The organism is Vibrio intestinalis (assembly GCF_025195085.2).
In the GTDB taxonomy this organism is placed as follows: domain Bacteria; phylum Pseudomonadota; class Gammaproteobacteria; order Enterobacterales; family Vibrionaceae; genus Vibrio; species Vibrio intestinalis.
Window position 1 is genome coordinate 1 of sequence record NZ_JANAVY020000021.1, and the last position, 20,845, is coordinate 20,845.

Annotated in this window: 21 protein-coding genes; 6 read left to right on the plus strand and 15 right to left on the minus strand. The window is 44.2% G+C overall.

What is annotated here, in order from left to right; genetic code table 11:
- Window positions 1-271: hypothetical protein (locus MU515_RS18435; RefSeq protein ID WP_260261865.1), on the plus strand; the 271-nt coding region annotated here is incomplete at its 5' end.
- A 681-nt stretch (window positions 272-952) separates the two neighbouring features.
- Here the strand turns inward: MU515_RS18435 and MU515_RS18440 are convergent.
- The 9 genes from MU515_RS18440 to MU515_RS18480 all read right to left on the minus strand — a co-directional run bounded on the left by MU515_RS18440 (window position 953) and on the right by MU515_RS18480 (window position 9,393).
- Window positions 953-1,105 (minus strand): YoaH family protein, encoded by a 153-nt coding sequence (locus tag MU515_RS18440; protein ID WP_260261866.1) that lies wholly within the window; start codon window positions 1,103-1,105, stop codon window positions 953-955.
- 53 nt (window positions 1,106-1,158) lie between these two features.
- Complete coding sequence (locus MU515_RS18445; protein WP_260261867.1) at window positions 1,159-2,298, minus strand: conjugal transfer protein TraF; 1,140 nt, start codon at window positions 2,296-2,298, stop codon at window positions 1,159-1,161.
- Between the two features lie 60 nt (window positions 2,299-2,358).
- Entirely contained in the window at window positions 2,359-3,237 is an 879-nt protein-coding gene (locus MU515_RS18450) for a DUF2861 family protein (RefSeq protein ID WP_260261868.1), read from the minus strand.
- The gene (vxrB, locus tag MU515_RS18455; RefSeq protein WP_260261869.1) at window positions 3,234-3,893 is read right to left on the minus strand and encodes a response regulator transcription factor VxrB; all 660 of its coding nucleotides are present in this window, start codon (window positions 3,891-3,893) and stop codon (window positions 3,234-3,236) included. Before vxrB ends, MU515_RS18450 begins: the two co-directional genes overlap by 4 nt.
- Complete coding sequence (vxrA, locus tag MU515_RS18460; RefSeq protein ID WP_260261922.1) at window positions 3,868-5,280, minus strand: sensor histidine kinase VxrA; 1,413 nt, start codon at window positions 5,278-5,280, stop codon at window positions 3,868-3,870. The genes vxrB and vxrA overlap by 26 nt, the downstream gene beginning before the upstream one ends.
- Before the next feature lie 200 nt (window positions 5,281-5,480).
- On the minus strand, window positions 5,481-6,875 hold the full coding sequence (gene pntB / locus MU515_RS18465; RefSeq protein ID WP_260261870.1) for a Re/Si-specific NAD(P)(+) transhydrogenase subunit beta: 1,395 nt from the start codon (window positions 6,873-6,875) through the stop codon (window positions 5,481-5,483).
- Window positions 6,876-6,887: 12 nt separating this feature from the next.
- Window positions 6,888-8,444 (minus strand): Re/Si-specific NAD(P)(+) transhydrogenase subunit alpha, encoded by a 1,557-nt coding sequence (locus tag MU515_RS18470; protein WP_260261871.1) that lies wholly within the window; start codon window positions 8,442-8,444, stop codon window positions 6,888-6,890.
- A 294-nt stretch (window positions 8,445-8,738) separates the two neighbouring features.
- The gene (locus MU515_RS18475) at window positions 8,739-9,017 is read right to left on the minus strand and encodes an HlyU family transcriptional regulator (protein ID WP_260261872.1); all 279 of its coding nucleotides are present in this window, start codon (window positions 9,015-9,017) and stop codon (window positions 8,739-8,741) included.
- Window positions 9,018-9,027: 10 nt separating this feature from the next.
- A complete protein-coding gene (locus MU515_RS18480; RefSeq protein WP_260261873.1) occupies window positions 9,028-9,393 on the minus strand; it encodes a late competence development ComFB family protein in 366 nt (121 codons plus the stop codon).
- Between the two features lie 256 nt (window positions 9,394-9,649).
- Here MU515_RS18480 and MU515_RS18485 point away from each other — a divergent pair, with 256 nt between their 5' ends.
- Window positions 9,650-10,885, plus strand: coding sequence for a GGDEF domain-containing protein (locus MU515_RS18485; RefSeq protein ID WP_260261874.1), 1,236 nt, complete (start codon window positions 9,650-9,652; stop codon window positions 10,883-10,885).
- On the opposite strand, the gene MU515_RS18490 is transcribed toward MU515_RS18485, so the two are convergent.
- Window positions 10,882-11,862 (minus strand): Solitary outer membrane autotransporter beta-barrel domain, encoded by a 981-nt coding sequence (locus tag MU515_RS18490; RefSeq protein ID WP_260261875.1) that lies wholly within the window; start codon window positions 11,860-11,862, stop codon window positions 10,882-10,884. The two genes, MU515_RS18485 and MU515_RS18490, sit on opposite strands and share 4 nt — an antisense overlap.
- Before the next feature lie 32 nt (window positions 11,863-11,894).
- On the minus strand, window positions 11,895-12,839 hold the full coding sequence (locus MU515_RS18495; RefSeq protein ID WP_260261876.1) for a GGDEF domain-containing response regulator: 945 nt from the start codon (window positions 12,837-12,839) through the stop codon (window positions 11,895-11,897).
- Window positions 12,840-12,995: 156 nt separating this feature from the next.
- Here MU515_RS18495 and MU515_RS18500 point away from each other — a divergent pair, with 156 nt between their 5' ends.
- Window positions 12,996-13,433: a DUF3069 domain-containing protein gene (locus MU515_RS18500; protein ID WP_260261877.1), complete on the plus strand. Its 438-nt coding sequence runs from the start codon at window positions 12,996-12,998 to the stop codon at window positions 13,431-13,433.
- A 64-nt stretch (window positions 13,434-13,497) separates the two neighbouring features.
- Here the strand turns inward: MU515_RS18500 and modC are convergent, their stop codons facing one another.
- From modC to MU515_RS18520, 4 genes are read right to left on the minus strand one after another with little or no spacing between them, the layout of a single operon-like run.
- Window positions 13,498-14,604, minus strand: coding sequence for a molybdenum ABC transporter ATP-binding protein ModC (modC, locus tag MU515_RS18505; protein WP_260261878.1), 1,107 nt, complete (start codon window positions 14,602-14,604; stop codon window positions 13,498-13,500).
- On the minus strand, window positions 14,601-15,317 hold the full coding sequence (modB, locus tag MU515_RS18510) for a molybdate ABC transporter permease subunit (protein WP_260261879.1): 717 nt from the start codon (window positions 15,315-15,317) through the stop codon (window positions 14,601-14,603). Before modB ends, modC begins: the two co-directional genes overlap by 4 nt.
- A complete protein-coding gene (modA, locus tag MU515_RS18515) occupies window positions 15,304-16,047 on the minus strand; it encodes a molybdate ABC transporter substrate-binding protein (RefSeq protein ID WP_260261880.1) in 744 nt (247 codons plus the stop codon). The genes modB and modA overlap by 14 nt, the downstream gene beginning before the upstream one ends.
- A 58-nt stretch (window positions 16,048-16,105) precedes the next feature.
- The gene (locus MU515_RS18520) at window positions 16,106-17,566 is read right to left on the minus strand and encodes a cobyric acid synthase (protein WP_260261881.1); all 1,461 of its coding nucleotides are present in this window, start codon (window positions 17,564-17,566) and stop codon (window positions 16,106-16,108) included.
- A gap of 188 nt (window positions 17,567-17,754) precedes the next feature.
- Between MU515_RS18520 and MU515_RS18525 the strand changes: the two genes are divergently transcribed.
- The 3 genes from MU515_RS18525 to MU515_RS18535 all read left to right on the plus strand — a co-directional run bounded on the left by MU515_RS18525 (window position 17,755) and on the right by MU515_RS18535 (window position 20,805).
- Window positions 17,755-18,120, plus strand: a complete 366-nt coding sequence (locus MU515_RS18525) for a YgiW/YdeI family stress tolerance OB fold protein (RefSeq protein ID WP_260261882.1) — start codon at window positions 17,755-17,757, stop codon at window positions 18,118-18,120.
- Between the two features lie 78 nt (window positions 18,121-18,198).
- The gene (locus MU515_RS18530) at window positions 18,199-18,720 is read left to right on the plus strand and encodes a hypothetical protein (protein ID WP_432816161.1); all 522 of its coding nucleotides are present in this window, start codon (window positions 18,199-18,201) and stop codon (window positions 18,718-18,720) included.
- Window positions 18,721-18,984: 264 nt separating this feature from the next.
- Window positions 18,985-20,805, plus strand: a complete 1,821-nt coding sequence (locus MU515_RS18535) for a methyl-accepting chemotaxis protein (RefSeq protein WP_260261884.1) — start codon at window positions 18,985-18,987, stop codon at window positions 20,803-20,805.
- Window positions 20,806-20,845: the final 40 nt, after the last annotated feature.

Here is a 20,845-nt window from a genome sequence, read left to right on the forward strand (position 1 = left end):
GATTCTCTTTCCTAGCATCTACGGTGCAAGCACCGAGAATGAGCAACTCATTCGCCCACCCTTTGTGGCACTCAGGCCAGAGGCAAACCCTCAACATAATCCATTGCAGATAATACGCACTGAACTAGTGGCTCTGATGGGGCTTGAATTGCCACCGCAAGCCATTGATATTCCGAACCCATTAAACTTTTTGCTATCGTTTTCCAAGCTTGCTGTGCGCGAAAATCTTTACTGTAGGTTTCAATTAGTAAAACTCGTTAATCGCAGTTAAACCCACGTTGTTCCGGTGTTTTCCTTTTAAGCCTAACTTGTGTCGTTCGTTTTTGAGCGATTGTTTCGAACACCGAATTCAAGCACGTCAAATATCCAATCCCAATGAATTCTCAAGCGTTAGTTTGTCGAGCTAGCAAACTAACTGTAACAACACTAACCATATAAGCCAGAACTTACTTATGTGTGACGCGAGCTATGTTTCTTAACGCGAATAGACTCCACAATTGCTCAGGCAATCTAAGCGCCGTTAATACGCCCACAAATAACCACCACGTAAGTGACATTGTCACCTTGAGTGGTTAAATGCAACTCGACGATTACCGGTTTAGGCGCTAAAAATGTGACAGGCTAACATGGTAGTGATATTCACTAGCAAAAATCAGAGTCTAATGCGACAACTTTCAGCCCTGTAATTTAATTACAAACGCTATTAGCTATATTGACCACTCAGAATTATGTATCGCGATAAGATATTGAAAATAAATATAAAATACCAATTGACGCATACTTGTAAGGACTTGATTTTAATTAAATGCTTTTGTAATTTTGTCTAGTGTCACTTTTGTTTTAAAGGAGCTTGCCAGTATATGAGAGGCATAGAGACTGTTATGGTGCATTAGAGGGGCATAAAAAAAGAGCACTATGTGCCCTTCTCTATTTAGCTGTGAAATGTGACGAATTACTTGTCGTCTTGCTGGTTCGCTTGCTCTCGGATTTGACTCGCGACAATTTTAATTGCTTCAGCAGTACTTACCCCTTGCGCCATTAACTTTTGAATTTGTTCTACGGCTTTTTGTTGCTCGTCATGGCTAAGGCTTAAATCATCAAACATAAAAAAGGCTCCTAAATTTAGGAGCCGACTATATTACGATTCTTGCGAAAATTCTAGTAACTGGTTAAGAAGTTAATGTACGCGCCCATAGAGTTTTCATTGGTGTAACTCGCGCCTACATCCAGTTGGAATAAGTTAAGCGGTGAAAGACCCAAACCTACTGTTACGGTATCGTCTAGATTTTCATACGCTAAGTTTTTGTTCCAACCTGCTCTGAGTTTTAACTGGCGCATAATATCAAGTTCAGCACCAACTCGAACCATTTGGCGGTTGTCCGCGAACTCATTGTAACGTTCTTCTTCCTTCAGATCGTAATCAGCACTTAGCGTAAAGTAATCCGCCACAATACCGGCACCCACGGTGTATTGTGGTGACATCTTATAAGAGTATGAAATCGCGGAATTATCCACTGTCGAGTAGATGGTTTTGGTTTCGATATCACGTTCGATCAAGTTAGTGCCTGATAGGCCTATACGGAACGGGCCATGAAACCAAAGGAAACCAGCATCAACGTTAAACATGGTTTCGCCAGTGCCATTATCTCTTAAATCTTTAAGATCGTAATTGGTAAGGCTGGCTTCATAGAGGTATGTGTAAACACGTTGCAGTTTAGGGCTGACACCGAAAGAAATATGTTGGCCAAGAAATGTTTGGTATTTCGCTAGAGAGATACCGACTTCGGTTACACCAATCGAAACCGCTTCTACTGTACTATTCGCCGCATCTAGATAAGCATCACCAGTAGTCGAGTCGATATTTGCTGTCGCGAATGATTCTGTGTAGGCCTTACCGAAAGCATTGACAGCTATATATTGGTTGGGAATCGCAAACGCAACGACACCACCAAGTTCGAAGTTAAGGCTGCCGGCATCTAGCGCATCAAGCGCTTTTGCTAACTCAGCATCATTACCCGGATTATTAATGAAGTTTTTAGTGCTATCGAGGCCATCGATAAAGCTGCCGCTGTCTGTATATTCAAAACCAATGCTTGGCGTAATCATGCCGATATCATCATTTCGACGATAAATGGCCGTCAGCGCAGGGTTATAAAATGGTGCAGTTAGAAAGTTAGCAGAGACAACACCTACGCCACCCATAGCATCACCGCGCGCTTCGACCGCGTAATTTGCTGCAGAAGCATGCGTGGCTGCAAAGGCAATAGAGAGTGGTAATAATCTTAGAACGGTTTTCATAGCGATATCGTGTCTTGTGTCCGGTAAAACTTATATCGGCCTATTGTCCCCTATCTTTAATTATTCCTCTAGTGAAACATCATAGGTTTTACTGATAATTTGGGCTTGCTCAACGATAATCTTACCCTGCCAGCGTCGGTGAACCATACTTACTGCCAATACATATCGGCCTGATTCTATATCCGTAGTCAGCAGTGAGTCTGGATAATCGGACTCGTAAGACTCGTTCCACACGTTATTATACGTGCCATCAACATAGTCATACAAAGATGCGGTTAACTTAGGTAATGGGCAATTTGAGTTGAGTAAACTGTTTTGCTCAACTAGCCATTGATCTTTTGACTGCCAACGGATCGTCATGTTTGCTTGAGGTTCACCTAAAACAAGCCATGAACTCCAAGACTCTTCATCTTTGGTGACGACGTCGATTCGATATAGCCCCATTTGCAGACGATTATTAATGTTGTAACGCTTGATATAAGTGCCGATACCGGTGTCGTCGTTTTCACTCAGTTTACTCAGAGCAGTATCGTTTGATATATCGCGCTCTACCCAGCGAGTAAGACGAATATCTACCACATCTTTTGCTGATTGAATTTCGACAACCGCACGATAAGCGTCACGGCCAGGGCTTTCAATTTCGGTGCGCTTAACGACAACCGATTTTAGCCATTCAGGAAAGCTCTTGTTGTCTAGACCGCGTCCGCAATCGACTTCAAGCGATTGCAACAACAAGTTATTGAGGTGAGGCTTTAGTGTGACATTTTCTTCTAGTTGCCACACTTCCACTAACGATGTGAACATTGCATTCAAATCGTCATTGAGTAGGTGCTTATGAGTTTGGGTTAACGGTGAATTGCTGTTAAACCAAGGAACGCCATCAGAAAAAGCAGGCGCACTACAAAGTGCACCTGCAAGTATTAATGTTTTTTTGATCATGCCTTCATCTTATAGCCAACACCACGCAAAGTTTCAATCTCTAAGCCTGGTAGTTTTTGGCGCAGCTGCAGAACGTGGGTATCAACAGTTCGCGTGGTTGGGAAATGGTTGTAGCCCCATACGTGATCGAGTAACTCGTCACGAGTAAATACGCGTCCTAAGTTGCTCGCCAAGAACAACAATAAATCAAACTCTGTGCGCGTTAAGGTGACTAGTTGTTCGTTGAAGAAAACTTCACGCGTGTTTTTATCAATCAATAAGTTATCTGTTTTTACTTTGCTGTCGTCTTGCTCTTGCTGCTCTGGTGAGCGCAGTTGAGCACGAATACGAGCAAATAGCTCAGCTTCAGCAAAAGGTTTGGTAAGATAATCGTTCGCGCCAGAGTCTAACCCTGCAACTTTATCTTTAACCGTAATTAATGCGGTGAGAAGAATCACCGGAACATCCTTGATCGCTTTCCATTGGCTCAGATGTGTTACTGAGTCACCATCAGGCAGCTGGCGATCAAGGATAACTAGATCAGCCTTAGCCCAGTATTGCTCAACATCAGCAATCGTTTCTGAATGGAAGCACTCGTAACCTGCTTGTTCAAGGCTGACAAGTAGACCGTCAGCTAAATTTTTGTCGTCTTCAACGAGAAGCAGTGTCTGTTTCACAAGGTATCTCCAATATGAACGTTGTCGGCGGACCAATCAGTGTCATTTTGCCACCCATTCTCCCGACCATAGAATCAACGATAGTTAAGCCCAAACCTAAACCACTTTTACTCACGAAAGGTTTTCTTAGTTGTTTCCAATCTTTATGAGTAAGAGTCCCTTGGTCAATAACATTGAGCGTAATTTTGTTTTTAGATGTCTTCACATCTAGTTTAATCGGCTTAATTCCGTATTTCACCGCGTTACGAATTAAATTGTCGATACAAGTACCAAGCCAGTATACATTCAGTTTTGCTGCGACATCATTATCTATGTGCAACTCCAGTTGGTTACAAAACTCTTCCTCGATCTTAAACTCAAGCCACTCTGCAATAGATGGTACCCATTCTGTGGCTAGCGGTTTGTTATCAGACTGCAAATAATCTTTACTGGCTTCAGCTAATTGGCGTAATCGCCTTGAATCTTCGCACAATCGGCGAAATTCGTCGTAAACCGTTTCCGGAAGTTGTTCAAATTCTCGGCGAAAGCCTTCAACAGTTAAAGAGAGACTCGCAATCGGTGTGCGAAGCTCATGGGTTAAAATCTGTAATACCAACATGCGACTCTTCATTTCTTGACGCTTGGTATTCCAACGGTAAATAGACCAACCAATGACCAGTAAGATATTGGCGATAACCAGACCAACCATACCAATCCTTAAAAGATTAGCGTGATCTTCAATATCCCAGCAAATATTACCGCGTTGAACAAAGCAGGTATTTGACTTGCTGCCCAAGGTTAAGCTTAAACCGGCTTTTGTTACATTTTTTGCCCAAATATCTTCAGGGTAAATATAGTAGTTATCGTTTTTGCGTAGCCAAAGCTCATCGTTTTCAATGAACATGCTTGCACCGGAAATCAACGCTAGGATGGTCTCTTCATCCATGCGTTGCAAACGGCCAAGTAAGGTTTGTTCCGACTCCAAAGGACGTTCTTTGATGTGCATGTATTGCTCAAGCGCACCGACTTGATCAGGATGACTTGCTATGTAACGGCTCGCGTAAGTTCCCCCACCCGGATGAACTAGGCTACTTCTGGCAAACCATTTCGGGCTTAGCTTACTGCCTTTACACATTGCCCGGGTGAACACCAAAGGCTCTGTAACTAAAGGACTTAAAGGCAGTTTTCCGGTGCAAGATACCGAGAGACGGTAGAGTCTTTGAATGTCTTTCAGTGGGTAATTTGAGGTTTGTGGCAGCATTGACTCAGGCGTAAGCAATCGAGTTGGGTAATCAGATTGCAACACTCGAATGTCATAGGTGACATCGGCTTGAGCCATTTTGAATAGGTTGACGAATTTATCTATACGTTCTGGTAATGAGTCCGCACTGGCGCTGAGAGGGCTCATAGCAACGATAATCAGCAGCGGTTTTAGGAAGTGTCGAATCAAAACAAAGTCTTAGCAGTTCAATTATTTACCAGAATACTGCCTGATTATGGCAAAAATAGACACGATTAATGTAAGGTTAGTGTCAATTATGTTACGCGCCAAACAAAAGAAGCCAGCAATCATTGCTGGCTTCAATAGTTTTAAATGGTCGGTTTGAATTATAGAGCTTTCGCGATTGCGTCTACGCTATCTTTCGCATCACCGAACAACATTTGTGTATTCTCTTTAAAGAACAGTGGGTTTTGTACACCCGCGTAACCTGTGTTCATTGAACGTTTGAATACGATAACGTCTTTCGCATTCCACACTTCAAGCACCGGCATACCCGCGATTGGGCTGTTTGGATCTTCAAGAGCGGCTGGGTTAACAGTATCGTTCGCACCGATTACAAGAACCGTATCTGTTTCACTAAGGTCATCATTGATTTCGTCCATTTCTAGCACGATATCGTAAGGGACTTTAGCTTCAGCAAGTAAAACGTTCATGTGGCCAGGTAGACGACCCGCTACTGGGTGAATACCGAAGCGAACTTCAACACCTTGTGCGCGAAGTTTCTCAGTAATTTCATGTACTGGGTACTGCGCTTGAGCTACCGCCATGCCGTATCCCGGTGTGATGATTACTGACTTCGAATTCTTCAGCATATCGGCTACGTCTTCAGCGTTAGTTTCGCGGTGCTCGCCGTATTCAACGTCACCAGATACCACTACTTCTTGACCGAAGCCACCAGCGATTACACTGATAAATGAGCGGTTCATCGCCTTACACATGATGTAAGACAGAATTGCACCTGACGAACCAACCAATGCACCAGTTACGATCAATAGATCGTTTGCTAGCATGAAACCTGCTGCTGCTGCTGCCCAACCTGAGTATGAGTTCAGCATTGACACGACAACTGGCATATCCGCACCACCGATTGAAGCAACCAGATGGTAACCAAATGCGAAAGCAATCAGCGTCATTACGATCAATGCGAACATGCTGCCGTCTGCTTTAACGAAATGGATCATAAGCAGAGTTGAGATAACGATCGCCGCTAGGTTCATCTTATGCTTGTGAGGTAGATTCAGCGGAGAAGAGCTGATAATACCGCGCAGCTTACCAAACGCTACGATAGAACCAGTAAAGGTTACCGCACCGATGAATACACCGAGGAACACTTCGATTAAGTGGATCACGTGTTCAGCGTGGATACCAGCTGGATCAACAGATACTGGCGCAGGTGGCGCAAGGTAGCTGTTAAAGCCAACCAAAACGGCTGCCATACCAACGAAGCTGTGCAGAATCGCAACAAGCTCTGGCATTTCAGTCATTTCAACTTTCTTCGCGTAGTGGATACCAATACCACCACCGATAACCATCGCAATGATAACCCAAGCAAAACCTTCCGCTGATGGGCTAAAGATCGTCGCGATCAACGCGATCGCCATACCGATGATACCGTAGTAGTTACCTGCTCGCGCAGATTCTTGCTTCGATAGACCCGCTAGGCTGAGAATAAAGAAAACAGCAGCAACAATGTAAGCTGCTTGTACTAGTCCTGCAGACATTCCTTGTTACTCCTATTTATCTTTACGGAACATTTCAAGCATACGCTTGGTGACGGTGAAACCACCGAAAATATTGATACTCGCTATCAGTACCGCGATAAACGCAAGGAAAGTCACGACGCCATTTCCTTGGCCGATCTGAAGCAAAGCACCGACAACGATGATGCCTGAAATCGCATTAGTTACCGACATTAGCGGAGTATGCAGCGCGTGTGTTACGTTCCAAACTACGTAGTAACCCACAACACAAGCAAGTACGAATACAGTGAAGTGCGCTAAGAATGCGGCTGGCGCAACTGATGCAACCCAACCGAATGCGGCAACACCTGCTGCAATACCGATGTATTTTTTAACTGGAGAAGTTGGCTCTTCAACTTTAGGTGCTGGAGCTGCTGTCTCGGCAGGTTTTTGCTCAGGCTGAGCGGAAACTTGAATCGGTGGCGCAGGCCAAGTGACTTCGCCTTCTTTGACTACTGTCACACCACGTAAAACTACATCTTCAAAATCGATATCGATGTTGCCATCTTTCTCTTTGCTTAGCAGTTTCATTAGGTTAACTAGGTTAGTTGCGTACAGCTGAGAAGATTGCGTCGGTAAACGACCAACCATATCTGTGTAACCGACAACTTTAACGCCGTTTGCAGTCGTCACAACTTGATCAGCGACTGTGTATTCACAGTTACCGCCGTTTGCGGCTGCAAGGTCAACAATCACACTGCCCGCTTTCATGCTATCTACCATTTCTTTGGTAATTAGCTTAGGTGCAGGACGACCAGGAATCAGTGCCGTTGTTACGATGATATCAACATCTTTTGCTTGAGCTGCATAAAGCTCTTCTGCCTTTTTGTTGAATTCATCTGACATTTCTTTTGCATAGCCGTCGCCAGCGCCTGTATCCTCCTCGAAATCAACTTCAAGGAATTCAGCGCCCATCGACTGAACTTGTTCTTTTACTTCAGGACGAACGTCAAACGCACGAACGATTGCGCCAAGGCTACCCGCAGCGCCGATAGCGGCAAGACCTGCAACACCAGCACCAGCAATAAGTACTTTCGCAGGTGGTACTTTACCTGCAGCAGTAATTTGACCAGTAAAGAAACGTCCAAATTCGTGTGCGGCTTCAACCACTGCGCGATAACCGGCAATGTTCGCCATCGAAGATAGTGCATCAAGCGCTTGAGCACGTGAAATACGCGGCACAGCATCCATCGCAAGTACGTTAATGTTCTTGCTTGAAAGCTTCTCCATAAGCTCTGGATTCTGAGCTGGCCAAATAAAGCTAACGAGTGTTGCTCCCTCTTTGATAAGAGCAAGCTCATCAGAGCCTTGTTCAGCGTCAATAACAGGCGCGTTTACTTTGAAGATGATATCTGATTGCCAGACCTCTTCAGTAGAAACAACTTTCGCCCCTGCGGCTTCAAAAGAGGCGTCGTCAAAACTTGCCAACTCCCCTGCATGAGTTTCGACAACCACGTCGAAGCCCAGTTTAATTAGCTGCTCAACCGATTTCGGAGAGGCAGCTACTCGCGTTTCACCTGCGAGTATTTCTTTTGGCACACCAATTTGCATAGCTATTCCTTGACTATTGGCACAATGATTATTCAGTTTTTATCTAACGGATGTATGAAATACAAGCATTTTGTAATAAAAACACAAAATTTCATTACATATAACCGAAAGTGATGGTGTATTTTGCAATTTTGACTGAAATGAAACAACAGTATTAGATGTGAACAGAGGTCAAACCAGATCGCAAAAATAGAAGAAAAAACAGTAAATTACAGTTTGTCATAAACAAAAAGAACCATCAGCATAACTGCTAACGGTTCTCAAATTTATGACATCTGTCAAGCTGTGGTGAATCTAATCGAAAATTTTCTCATCCATTTGATCGATGAACATTTGCGCTTTTTTGAGCATAAATTCATCGGCATCGGATTGACTAGATAATACGTCTGAACGAATAAAACGGTGTGTTTTCACCTCACCATCGATTTCTTTTTCAATACGGCCAGCAATGCGATATTGACCGGATTCATTGATCGCTTCTTGATAGATCAAGAAGCCTTTGTATTCGACTGGTTCAACAACAGGCTGCGGCTTTTCTTTGTTGCCGCCAAACAAGCGAGAGAATAAACCCACCCTAGCTCCTTTAATTTGTTTTCTTCAAAATTGGCTTTTCAAACCATTCAAGCTCAGCGTCTTCATCAAAACGTGGCTTATTAAATATCACAGGGAATTCATCTTGTCGGTTCTTGCGTCGATCGTCAATGATCATGCTTTTCGCTGCCTCTACCGCGGTTTCAGCATATTGCTTGAGCATCACGAGCCTTTCTTCCGAGAGCGTTGAAAGAAAGTCGATATCGTGTCTTATGTAGACAGGCTTTAATTGAATCAGCGCAAGACAAGCCAAATCAGCTAACTGATCATGATCGAAATGCTCTGTGTATTCGGGAGTACCAAGAACTTGCCCTACTAACGTTTCCATATAGTTATGTACATCGACACTAATCTGCATACATTGCACTCCAGCAATAATTTATAAATATACAATAATTCAGTCAGTTACTATTCAAGTGTATACCAAAACAACCGTCTTAGATTAAAGAAATCCTAGTTAAGAATCATCCGTGACGCTCAAATATTATCAATTGTTTACGTGACAACGCACTTTTCAGTCACAAACACGGCAAAAGACTTGGAAAATCATCAAATAACAGTATGCTTACAAGCTGGTTTAATTTTTACTTTCTCCTGTAGTCAAGGCCTAGTACATGTCATTCTCTTTAGTAACTACGAGCTGGTTTCGTTTAACGTTCCCTCTGTTGTTGTTACTGATGATAGCCCTTGGGGTTAATAACGTTACTTCACTGATTGAAGCCAACAGCGGCGTAAGCACCAATTTGCCTTACGTACTTTTTGCATCGGTTATTTTGCTTAGCCATGTATTTAAGCAAAGCCGCTGCGGGATGATCGCTACCGTTATGCTCGTTGCTTACTGGGTGGTGCAGCATCGCCTCCAAAGCCCTTTATCAACAGGGACAACCCTACTTGAGCTCTCCCTACTTGGCATTTTGCTTCCTATCTGTTGTTTTATCGTCTATTGCTTTAATGACAACAGCTTACGTAGCCGCGGTTATCTTATTTTTGTAGTGACGCTGTCACTCATGGGATTGTGGAGCAAGTTGATCCTGACCCACTTTGCCGAAGGTGGCTTCTCCGCTGTCAATGATAGTTACTTGCAAGCGGTAACAGAGATTTCGCTTTTGCCTTTCCTGCTTGTACTTTATCTAAGCTCATTAACGCTTGTCGCGGCAATTCGTGTATTAAAAGCCAATCTAATCCTTGATGCGATTATCTACTCTGCGATGTTGACTGCATCAGCAACCTTTATCTTTTTCGATGTCGCATACATCTCAAGTACCCTGTTCAGTGTTTCCGGTATTCTACTGTTGGTGTATTTGATGTCAGCCAGTTACGAACTTGCATTCAATGACCGTCTAACCAACATTCCTGGCCGCCTTGCGCTTGAATCCGATCTTAAACACCTAGGCCGTAAGTTTACGATTGCTATGCTCGATATCGACCACTTTAAGTCGTTCAATGATACCTATGGCCATGACACTGGTGATGACGTATTAAAACTGGTGGCGAGTAAGCTAACTGAGACGGGCGGTAAAGCGTCTGTTTACCGTTATGGTGGTGAGGAATTCACAGTGCTATTCAAAGGTAAGTACGTGGATGACGCGCTTGAATATCTTGAAGAGTTACGCGAGTCCATCGCCTCTTATGAAATGGTTGTACGTAATAACGCCTCTCGCCCTAAAGATGATAAAGCGGGCAGCAAACAACGCGGTAAGAACAAAGCAACGAAGACGGTTTCATTAACCGTGAGCATCGGCGCTTGTGACAGCAGCGAAGACCGCAAAGTCGAAAACATCATTAAAGCGGCGGATGAAGCGCTCTACAAAGCGAAGAAAGGCGGTCGTAACCGAGTGGTTGCCGCCTAATCCTGATTAAAGAACAATACGATACTGCCGCCTTTCAACTTACTGCCGTAGTTGATGTTAAGCCCGATACCGATGTTATCTATCCAATCTGACTTAAAAGGTGGCGTCATTAGCCAACCTACTGACGTTTCATAGTAATAGTGAGTACCGAATGGGTTCTCGCTATCCCCACCTAAATCAATACGACGTAGACTCGAGTAGATTGATTGAACGCTCTTCCCCCAACGGGTCACATTGTAAAAAGCCTCAACACCGTTCGCGATGTACCAACCTTCTGGGTTGCCAACCTGACCATAGTTAGCGTCTCCCCACCCATGGCCATAAAAGTAATGTGATGAGCTAGAGGCATTCCAACTGCCCCATTCTGTCTCTTCGTTATATTTGAACTCGATATGAGGCTCTACACTTGCTGCCCAAGCGCTAGTGTTAAACATCAAACCATCGAGAAACGGTTGGAAATACTGTTTCGTCACATCGCTACGATAATCGTGGTCGTTGCGAAAATATTGCAGATGTAGGCCCAATCCGGGCGTAATGGTCCAATTGTCATTCGCTTTATATTGATATCGATAGGCAAGATAACCACCGGCGACAGTTTCGCGTTGGTAGTCGTCTTCAATGCCATCGTATATTTCCACATCTTGGCGCGAGATTAATGCTGATAAACGCATGAAGATTTGCGATTTATGGACTGCGTCTTCATCACTAAGATCGATGGTATACGGCAAGGCAGAAACAGCGAACTGTTGGCGAAGTTCAATCGACTCTTGTGAGCCAATGTTTTCATTTGAAAGGTTAAACCACTCATTAGGGTCAAAATCATGCACACCAAGAGTGACAACGTCACTATTGGTCATTACGATTGCAGCCGAGAAAGCTTGTTCTAAATAGGTTTGTACTTCTTTGTAACCTTGCGCGTTTGCTGACAAAGGGAGTAAGGCAGCAAACACGGCGATCAGATTGGTCTGTCTATTCATGGATTAGCATTGCTTAATGCAGCATCAGTCATTTAATCCATAGATGGCTGATAAATTAAAAAACGATTTCTTCCTTGGTTTTTAGCTTGGTATAACGCGGTATCCGCTTTTTGGTACATGGACTCAGGTGTTTCATGACCAGAAGGATACAAACAAATTACACCTTGTGACACCGTCACACAACCCGCAACTTGGCTATGCTCATGTCGGATAGCCAGTTGAGCAATGGTTGTTTGGATACGTGCAGCGTGTTCCTTCGCTTGTTCCTCATCAGTATGACCAAGCAAAACCACAAACTCTTCGCCGCCGTAACGCCCTACAACCTCGCCATTACGGCTAAACAATTCTTTGAGCGCGCCAGCCACTTCTATCAGGCACTTATCACCTTCAGTATGGCCGTAGTTGTCGTTGAACAATTTGAAGTAGTCTACATCCATAAGTATCACGCTCAAAGGCATTTCATGTCTACCATGAACGGAAATCATCTCTTGGAGTTTCTTATCCGTGTCTCGACGGTTACGCACTTTGGTTAAGCCATCCTCGCTCGCGAGCTTTTCAAGCTCTTGGTTAACCCGAGCTAGATCCGCGGTTTTCTGATTAAGCTGACGACGCATAAAAGCGATACGCTGCATCGCGACCAATTTGGCTTGCAAGACGATTTTATCCACCGGTTTAATGAGGTAGTCGTCACCACCCGCCTCTATCGCTTCTGCTATCATTGTGGGAGCATCGTGAGAGCTCAAGAAAATGATGGGAATCCACTCAGGAAATTGACGGCGAATTTCTTTGGAAACCTCAAAGCCATTCATATCTGGCATGGTGATATCGAGTAATACCAGATCGGGAGCAAACTCGTTATAACGTTCAAGCGCTTCATGCCCTGAAGCCGCCATCTCAACGTTATGGCCGAGCTGCTTAAGCCTTACAGCTAACTGCATGCGTTCCATCTGTACATCGTCAACCAGCATTATTTTCATTGGAGTGCCCGTAGTTTGCAAAATTAGTCCTTTATACGCTTATAAATCAGCCGTTTAATAAGCATACTCTAGGTTATGCAATTCCTCCACTGAGGTTGACATTTTACGTAGAAAAATTAGGATATCGCGCTTACAACAAGTAAAGAGATCGAGACAATGTCTGACCAAACTCAAACAGAAAAACAACCAATTGATTTAGCAACAGTTTCTGCAGAACTTCGCCAAGTTATCGAATTTGATGGCGTGCCTGAAGCAATGTACGAAATGGTAACGTCAATCCATGAAGTGTCAGAAGAAGCAGTTCGCGAAGCATGGGATGAGCTTCCTAAAAGTGCGCAAAACGTTCTTGATAGCTTTGAGCAATTCCACGCGCTTGTTTCAGTAAGCCAATCTTTCGCTGGCATTAATGTAATGGAAGAATTCCCTACATTAAACCTCCCACAAGATATGACTGACGAGCAAAAAGAGCAGTACCGTGCAGAACTACTAGACCAAGTACTACACAACTGTGTGAAAGACATGGTTAAGCAGCTTAAAAAAGCTCGCCGCGACCCAATTCTTAAGCGTGATTTTACTGAAGTATTCACAAAGTAATCTACGCTTACTGAATGAAAAATGCCGCTTTCTAGCGGCATTTTTTGTATTGAAAGCAATGACATTAATGAGATAAAGCAATATCTCGCTGCGTCACACTCACGCCTTTGATTTGCGCGTATATATTCATACCAGTTTGCAGTTCGAGGTCATCTCTCGCCCACGCGGTAATGGTCGCCCACAGGTAGCAATCATCAGCTAACAGAAGTTTGACCGACACACTTTGCCTATTGTGACCAAAGTGAAATGTCTCCATCTCAACGATAGTTGCGGGTAACACGTTACGGATAGAGGTGCGCTTAGGCTTTTCAAGCGTTAAAGAGACATCATTCGAGCGCACTTGAAGACGAACTTTGCTACCAACTGGCGCTTCCACTTTTTGTACCCAAAGCATCACTCCTTTTGCGAGAGATAAGCCTGATAACGCGTATTCTTCAATTTGTTCAACTAAGGTTGCCTCAAACAAAGAGCTTTGATCTGAGAATGACTGCCAAGGACGCATTGCGTTTGAGGCCCATACCTCTTCAATCGAGCCACTCACTTTCACTTCGCCTTGTTCAATCACTACAAGGTGCTGCGCCAATCGAACAATTTCATTCAAGCTGTGGGTCACGTACAAAATAGGAATATTTACTGTATTCGCTAAATGCTCTAAAAACGGTAGCACTTCACGCTTGCGCGGTAGATCAAGTGATGCAAGAGGTTCATCCATCAAGAGTACATCGGGTTTAGAGAGTAAAGCGCGGCCAATCGCCACTCTTTGCTTTTCACCGCCGGATAGCTCAGTAGGGTAACGTTCTAACAAAGGTTCTAGGGCAAGTAATTCAGTGACTTGCTTAAAATAGTGGTCATCTTGCTCTACCACGCCATACAACAAGTTGCCCTTCACTTTATAGTGAGGAAACAATCGAGCTTCTTGAAATACATACCCCACCTTACGCTGGCGCGTCGGTAGATTGATTTCTTGGTTTGAACAATATAGAACGTGCTCATTAATACTCACTAAACCGCTTTTCGGTGTCGTTAAACCAGCGACTACGTTGATTAATGAGGTTTTTCCTGCACCGGAACGGCCAAAGATTGCGGTAATTCCCGTAGCTGGAACACTCACATCAATGTTAAATGAGCTATCGCCTAGAGTTTGTTGATACTGAATGTGGATTTGACTCATTGACGTGCCCCTAATCGACGAGTCACGCGGCGCGCCATCCATTCAGATGCCAGCAAGGAGCTCAGAGCGATGACGATTGAAACAACACAAAGCCTCGCCGCTTCGAGTTCTGAACCCGGAGTTTCAATAAAACTGTACATGGCTAACGGTATGGTTTGGGTTTCACCCGGAATGTTAGAAACAAAACTAATTGTTGCGCCAAACTCACCAAGGCTGCGCGCAAATGCGAGCATAATGCCACTAATGATCCCAGGGATCGTTAGTGGCAAAGTAATAGTGATGAAAATGCGCAGCGGAGAAGCGCCAAGTGTCGCAGCGGCTTGCTCAAGTTTTTGATCAACATTCTCAAGGCTTAAACGAATAGCCCTAACCATCAATGGCAGCGCGACGACAATACAGGCCAATACGGCGCCCTTCCAATTAAAGGCAAACACAATGTCAAAATGCTCATAAAGCCATGCGCCTAAAAATCCTTGTCTACCCATCATGATCAGTAGCAAATAACCAATCACCACTGGCGGTAGAACCAAAGGCAAATGAATCACGCTATCGAGAAACGATTTACCGGGGAAGTTCTTCCTAGCCAGTAACCATGCCAGTGCAATCCCAATTGGTAGCAGCCAAATAATGGCGTAGAAAGAGACTTTTAAACTAAGCAATAGCGCTTGAATTTCGTATTCAGAAAGCAATGAACCGTCCCTATTTAAATCCATATTCAGCAAAGACTTGCTGAGCATCATCACTTAAAAGATAGGCGACAAACTTGTCAGCTGCTTTACTGTATTTAATAGTCACCAATGGGTATTCAATGGCTTGATGGCTTTGTTGTGCAAAGGTATGTACCACCTTTACATCGTCGGACTGCTTCGCATCGGTCGCGTAAACAATGGCTAATGGTACTTCTTGCCTTTCTAAAAGGGTAAGTGCTACACGGACATTATTCGTCGGCGCGGTATGCGGCTCTACCGCTTGCCATACACCCAAAGATTGCAACGCTTGCTTAGCGTATATTCCTGCCGGAACAGCATTAGTTTGGCCTAAGGCTAAACGATGATCTTTAAGGGCATTCAGCCAAGCTTGTGAATTTTTAACATCAATAGAAATTGGATTATGGACGTTACTGGCTAACACTAACTCATTTCGCGCAATTATCTGGCTATCAGATGGTTGGGCAACTCCCTGCTTGATTAGGTGTTCAACCCAGCGGGTATTGGCTGATAGGTAGATATCGGCGGGCGCGCCACGTTCGATTTGGCGAGCCAATGAAGATGACCCTCCAAAAACGGGAATCACTTTAGTGTCACCCTGCTCGTAATGATCAATAAGATCATTAACCACATTGGTTAATGATGACGCAGCATAAACGCGAACAGTCTGCTGCGCATATGAAGGTGAGGCTATCAACAAGCAAGCAGCCGCACAGATAAGGCGAGTCATTTTCATATTAAGTACTCTATTATTAGCACTGTTTGATTATCTTTATTTTGTCTTGCGCTTTGTATTACTTAAGTTCAGGCCAAAGCAGGTCGAGTTTTAAATGCTGTTCTATCGCATCAGCTATTCGATTGATTGCTTTTTCTTGATTAGCGTGATGATCAACCATGGCAATACCCTGTTGCCCCATCCATTCACACAGTGAACTTAGTGCTTTAGGCGTATCAAAAATGCCGTGTAAGTAAGTACCGAAAATTTGCCCACACTCACTAATAGCACCGTCAAGCGCACCAGTGTCTAGTTCGATAGGCTGCGAATGATGCACGTCACTAACACCAACGTGAATTTCATAACCAGTAACAGCGCATGAATAGCCATTAAGGTTAAGTGTGCCTTTTACATTGTTCAGTGCTTTGTGCTCAGTCAGCTGCGTAGTCACGTCAAGATAACCCAAACCTTCACTGCTGCCTGGTTTACCCTCGACACCTAAAGGATCATCAATACGCTTACCTAACATTTGATAACCGCCACAAATCCCCATTAACTTACCACCAAAGCGAAGGTGACGAGCAATGTCTTTATCCCAACCTTGACTGCGTAAATAATCAAGATCAGCACGTACAGATTTTGACCCCGGTAATAGAATCACATCGGCGCCTTGTAGTGATTCGCCTTTGCCGACGTAGCGCAAATCAATATCAGGGTTTTGGCGTAGTGCATCAAAATCGGTGTGGTTGCTAATTCGCGTTAGAACAGGCACGGCCACTACCAGTTTGGCATCGCCTTGCTGAGTTTGCTCACTGTTAATCGCATCTTCCGCTTCAAGATCGAAGCCATGCAAGTACGGCAATACACCAATAACCGACTTACCTGTTTTCTCTTCAAGCCAATCTAACCCCGATTGCAGCAAGGCAATATCACCTCTGAATCGATTAATTACAAAGCCCGCAATACGGTTTTGTTCAGATTCAGATAACAAAGCTAATGTGCCATACAGGTGAGCAAATACACCACCACGATCAATATCAGCCACAATGATCACCGGCACGTCTGCTTTTTCAGCAAAACCCATATTGGCGATATCGTTTTTACGTAGGTTGATTTCCGCAGGGCTACCTGCCCCTTCAATCATTACTGAGTCGTATTCATTTTGTAGTTTTGAAAACGAGTCCATTACCGTGTTCATGGCAACAAGCTTGTAGTCATGATAGCTGGTGGCTTCCATGTTGGTCACCGCACGGCCTTGCAAAATAACCTGTGCGCCAGTATCCGAGTTAGGCTTAAGCAGCACTGGGTTCATGTGGACTGACGGCTCAATATTGCACGCGGCCGCTTGTACAGCTTGCGCTCGCCCTATTTCGCCACCATCACGAGTCACAGAGCTGTTAAGAGCCATGTTTTGCGGTTTAAAAGGCGCTACACAAACACCCTTACGCGCAAGCACACGGCATAAACCTGCCACGAGAACACTTTTTCCGGCATCTGAAGTCGTGCCTTGAACCATTAATGCTTTAAATGCGGATTGCATAATTTCGACTAACTTTCTGAGAATCCTTGATATTCAAGCGATGATAGCGTGTTTAGTTATCTAACGCCATGCACGCCCCTGATAATAGTGTTGATAATGAACCAAATATGAACGCTTTGCTCAGCAAGGGTTCACAAGCAGTGTTGTTTAATAGCATCATCAACCAGAACAATGATAAAGGAATCATTATGAACAAATTGATGCTTGCAACTGTACTTACTCTAGCGCCTGCTATTGCAATGGCAAACGGCCACGGTGATAAACAACAGCCAATTCAATACCAAGGCCCTGTAGACATCACTTCTGTGGCAACGTTACTACAAGACACCAGCATGTTTACTGAGAAAAATGTGGTAGTTGAAGGCTTCCTTGTTAAGCAAATTAACCAAGAAGCTTATGTGTTTAGCGATGGTAACGCAGAAATCCGAGTTGAGCTTGACGATGACATCCGCCTAAACCAAGCGATTAATGCGACAACGCGTTTACGTCTATACGGTGAATACGAAGGCGGCTCTACCCCCGAAATTGATGTGGATAACCTTCAAGTGCTGTAAATCTCTTGGGTTTAACAGTAAACTATTATGGCTTGCTTATTGCAGGCCATTTTAGTTATAGATGTTGGCCGGAGATCCATTTTGAAAAAGCGAATCCTAGCAGGCGCACTGAGTACACTTGCTTTAGTACCTCAAGCGTTTGGTAATAATTTTAATTACAACTACTTAGAGTTCCGCACGGCAGTTGACCCTACGTTTACTGGCGTTGAATTTAGTGGCTTACTAATGGAGAACGTTCACTTTGTCGCACGTGCTGACAGCCAATTTTCTGGCGATGTTGACCTAGCAGCAGGTGTTGGCTTTAACGGACCTCTTAACCAGTTTGCGGATGTATTTGGTCAAGCTCTGTTTCACAGCACAACCTTTCCTGATGAAATGAACCGCGATCGTCAAAACGCCGCTGAAATTAACATCGGTTTGCGCTTATGGTTGGCGGATCAAATTGAGGCGACGACTCGAGTTGGTCGCCTTGATGAACGTTCAATTTTCCATGCGGGTCTTCGTTTCCACTCTACTGAACAACTTTCTCTTTCTGCAGAAACTCGCAACTACGGTTTATACGGCCCACAGATTTCTATGTCGGTACGTTTTCAGTACTAACCCCTGTAGCATGATAAACTGCCAATAACTTTTTTGGCAGTTTTTACCTCGCCTAATTCGCTATAGTTATAATTAGATATGCTTTATTTTATAAAGTAAAAAAATTATGAATCTAGATCTAATTATTGCAAAATGTAACAAGTCAAAACACTAAACCACTGCTATTCTCCGCGCGCTCAAATAGACATAGGGGAACAGTTGTATATGTCAGTGTTATCAATTAAAAATAAACTTACTTTGGCTTTTGTTTTGGCAATCCTCGTCATGACGGCTGCCCAAACATTCATTACTGGTCGCCAAATGCTTAGCGAAACCAAGCGATCTATTACTCAATATGGAACGACGTTGGTCGATGGGCATATTGCCGCAATGGATAAGTGGATTGAATCAAAAGTGTCGATTCTGTCTGCGGCGACGAACTCATTCACCCACTCCAATAATCCGCGCACTTACCTTGCGCAAAGCTCATCTGCAGGTGAGTTTCAAATTGTATATGCTGGTTTGTCAGATGGCCGATTCGTCCAAGGCGTCGATCTTCCTGTACCTGAGGGTTTTGACCCACGCACTCGCAGTTGGTATCAACAAGCGGAAACAACTAACCGAGTCGCCATTACTGAGCCCTACTTCGATGCGGGCACTGGTAAACTGGTGGTTACCATCGCTCAGCCATTTAACACTCAAGGACAATCTGGCGTACTCGGCGCAGATGTGGTGATTGATGCTTTAGTATCAGATGTGGTTAGCCTCGATGAACAAGGAGTATTCTCTTTCCTTGTAAACAGCAAAGGTAAGATCGTCGCTCATAAAGATTCGTCCCTAACGCTTAAGAACCTTAGCGCGATTTCAAATGACCTGAATATGACTCTAATCGAGCGCCTATCCAACAAGGCCGAGTTAGAAGAGACCTCAATTTCTGGCGTTACTTCACTTATTACTACGCGCTCAGTGCCGAACACTGATTGGTACTTAGCGCTTGTGATTGATAAAGAACATGCGTTTCAAGCTCACCGTCAACTTGTCAAAGACTCTACCATCATGAGTGTACTGCAAGTGGTAATGATTGCCTTAATCTCGTTGTTCATTATCAAAAAGGCCTTGAGTCCACTCGGCACTTTATCTGACTCGATTGCCGATCTATCGGCAGGAAATGGCGACCTCACCAAGCGAATCGAGGTGAAATCTCAAGACGAGATTGGTATTTTGGCAACTCACGTCAATGCCTTCATCGCGAAACTGCAAGAGATGGTTGGCGATATTTCTCACTCGTCCCATAGCCTTGATGAGCAATCGAAAGTCAGCACTAAAGTGGCTCGAAAAATCAGTGATGAGCTGCAAGTTCAACTCAATGAAGTATCGCAAATTGCCACGGCGGTACATGAAATGTCGGCCACTGCTGAAGAAGTAGCGAACAATGCGAAAGCGACAGCAGAATCTGCAGTTGAATCGACCGATCATTGTGACAAAGGCAAACAGGTGATTGTACGCAACCAAGAATCAATCACTAACCTTGCCGTTCAAGTAGAAAACGCAGCCAAAGTGATTGGCGAGTTAGAGCGCAACGCGCTTGATATCAACACCATTCTTTCTACCATCAGCGACATTGCTGAGCAAACCAACCTACTAGCGCTTAATGCGGCTATTGAAGCAGCTCGCGCAGGCGAACAAGGCCGTGGTTTTGCCGTAGTTGCAGATGAAGTTCGCGTACTTTCACAGCGCACCCACAGCTCTACGGAAGAAATTCGCCAAATGATTGAAAGCTTGCAGAAAAACAGCGTAGAAGCAGTTGAGTCTATGCAGCAAAGCCAACAATTAGCGGCTTCAAGTGTCGATGACGCGAACGATGCAACCGCGGCTCTGGAACAAATTGCCGTTTCGATTCAGCAAATTTCAGATATGGCATCACAGATTTCTAATGCGGCCAGTGAACAACGCACAGTAACGGAAGAAGTGAGCATGAACATCCAGCAAGCGAATGATGTGTCTAACCGCCTATCTGATCAAGCTGACAGCTCTCGCGCGCTATCTGAGGATTTACGCGGAATCGCTAAGCGATTGCATAAACAAGTGCAAATGTTTAAACACTAACAATTCGTTAAGTTCAAACAGCGCTGACAACTCACTGTCA

Bases quoted from the DNA above. Each gene is read 5' to 3' on its own strand.
- MU515_RS18440 (WP_260261866.1), bottom strand. From the start codon at position 1,105: ATGTTTGATGATTTAAGCCTTAGCCATGACGAGCAACAAAAAGCCGTA.
- MU515_RS18445 (WP_260261867.1), bottom strand. From the start codon at position 2,298: ATGAAAACCGTTCTAAGATTATTACCACTCTCTATTGCCTTTGCAGCC.
- MU515_RS18450 (WP_260261868.1), bottom strand. From the start codon at position 3,237: ATGATCAAAAAAACATTAATACTTGCAGGTGCACTTTGTAGTGCGCCT.
- vxrA (WP_260261922.1), bottom strand. From the start codon at position 5,280: ATGAGCCCTCTCAGCGCCAGTGCGGACTCATTACCAGAACGTATAGAT.
- pntB (WP_260261870.1), bottom strand. From the start codon at position 6,875: ATGTCTGCAGGACTAGTACAAGCAGCTTACATTGTTGCTGCTGTTTTC.
- MU515_RS18470 (WP_260261871.1), bottom strand. From the start codon at position 8,444: ATGCAAATTGGTGTGCCAAAAGAAATACTCGCAGGTGAAACGCGAGTA.
- MU515_RS18480 (WP_260261873.1), bottom strand. From the start codon at position 9,393: ATGCAGATTAGTGTCGATGTACATAACTATATGGAAACGTTAGTAGGG.
- MU515_RS18485 (WP_260261874.1), top strand. From the start codon at position 9,650: ATGTCATTCTCTTTAGTAACTACGAGCTGGTTTCGTTTAACGTTCCCT.
- MU515_RS18490 (WP_260261875.1), bottom strand. From the start codon at position 11,862: ATGAATAGACAGACCAATCTGATCGCCGTGTTTGCTGCCTTACTCCCT.
- MU515_RS18495 (WP_260261876.1), bottom strand. From the start codon at position 12,839: ATGAAAATAATGCTGGTTGACGATGTACAGATGGAACGCATGCAGTTA.
- MU515_RS18500 (WP_260261877.1), top strand. From the start codon at position 12,996: ATGTCTGACCAAACTCAAACAGAAAAACAACCAATTGATTTAGCAACA.
- modC (WP_260261878.1), bottom strand. From the start codon at position 14,604: ATGAGTCAAATCCACATTCAGTATCAACAAACTCTAGGCGATAGCTCA.
- modB (WP_260261879.1), bottom strand. From the start codon at position 15,317: ATGGATTTAAATAGGGACGGTTCATTGCTTTCTGAATACGAAATTCAA.
- modA (WP_260261880.1), bottom strand. From the start codon at position 16,047: ATGAAAATGACTCGCCTTATCTGTGCGGCTGCTTGCTTGTTGATAGCC.
- MU515_RS18520 (WP_260261881.1), bottom strand. From the start codon at position 17,566: ATGCAATCCGCATTTAAAGCATTAATGGTTCAAGGCACGACTTCAGAT.
- MU515_RS18525 (WP_260261882.1), top strand. From the start codon at position 17,755: ATGAACAAATTGATGCTTGCAACTGTACTTACTCTAGCGCCTGCTATT.
- MU515_RS18535 (WP_260261884.1), top strand. From the start codon at position 18,985: ATGACGGCTGCCCAAACATTCATTACTGGTCGCCAAATGCTTAGCGAA.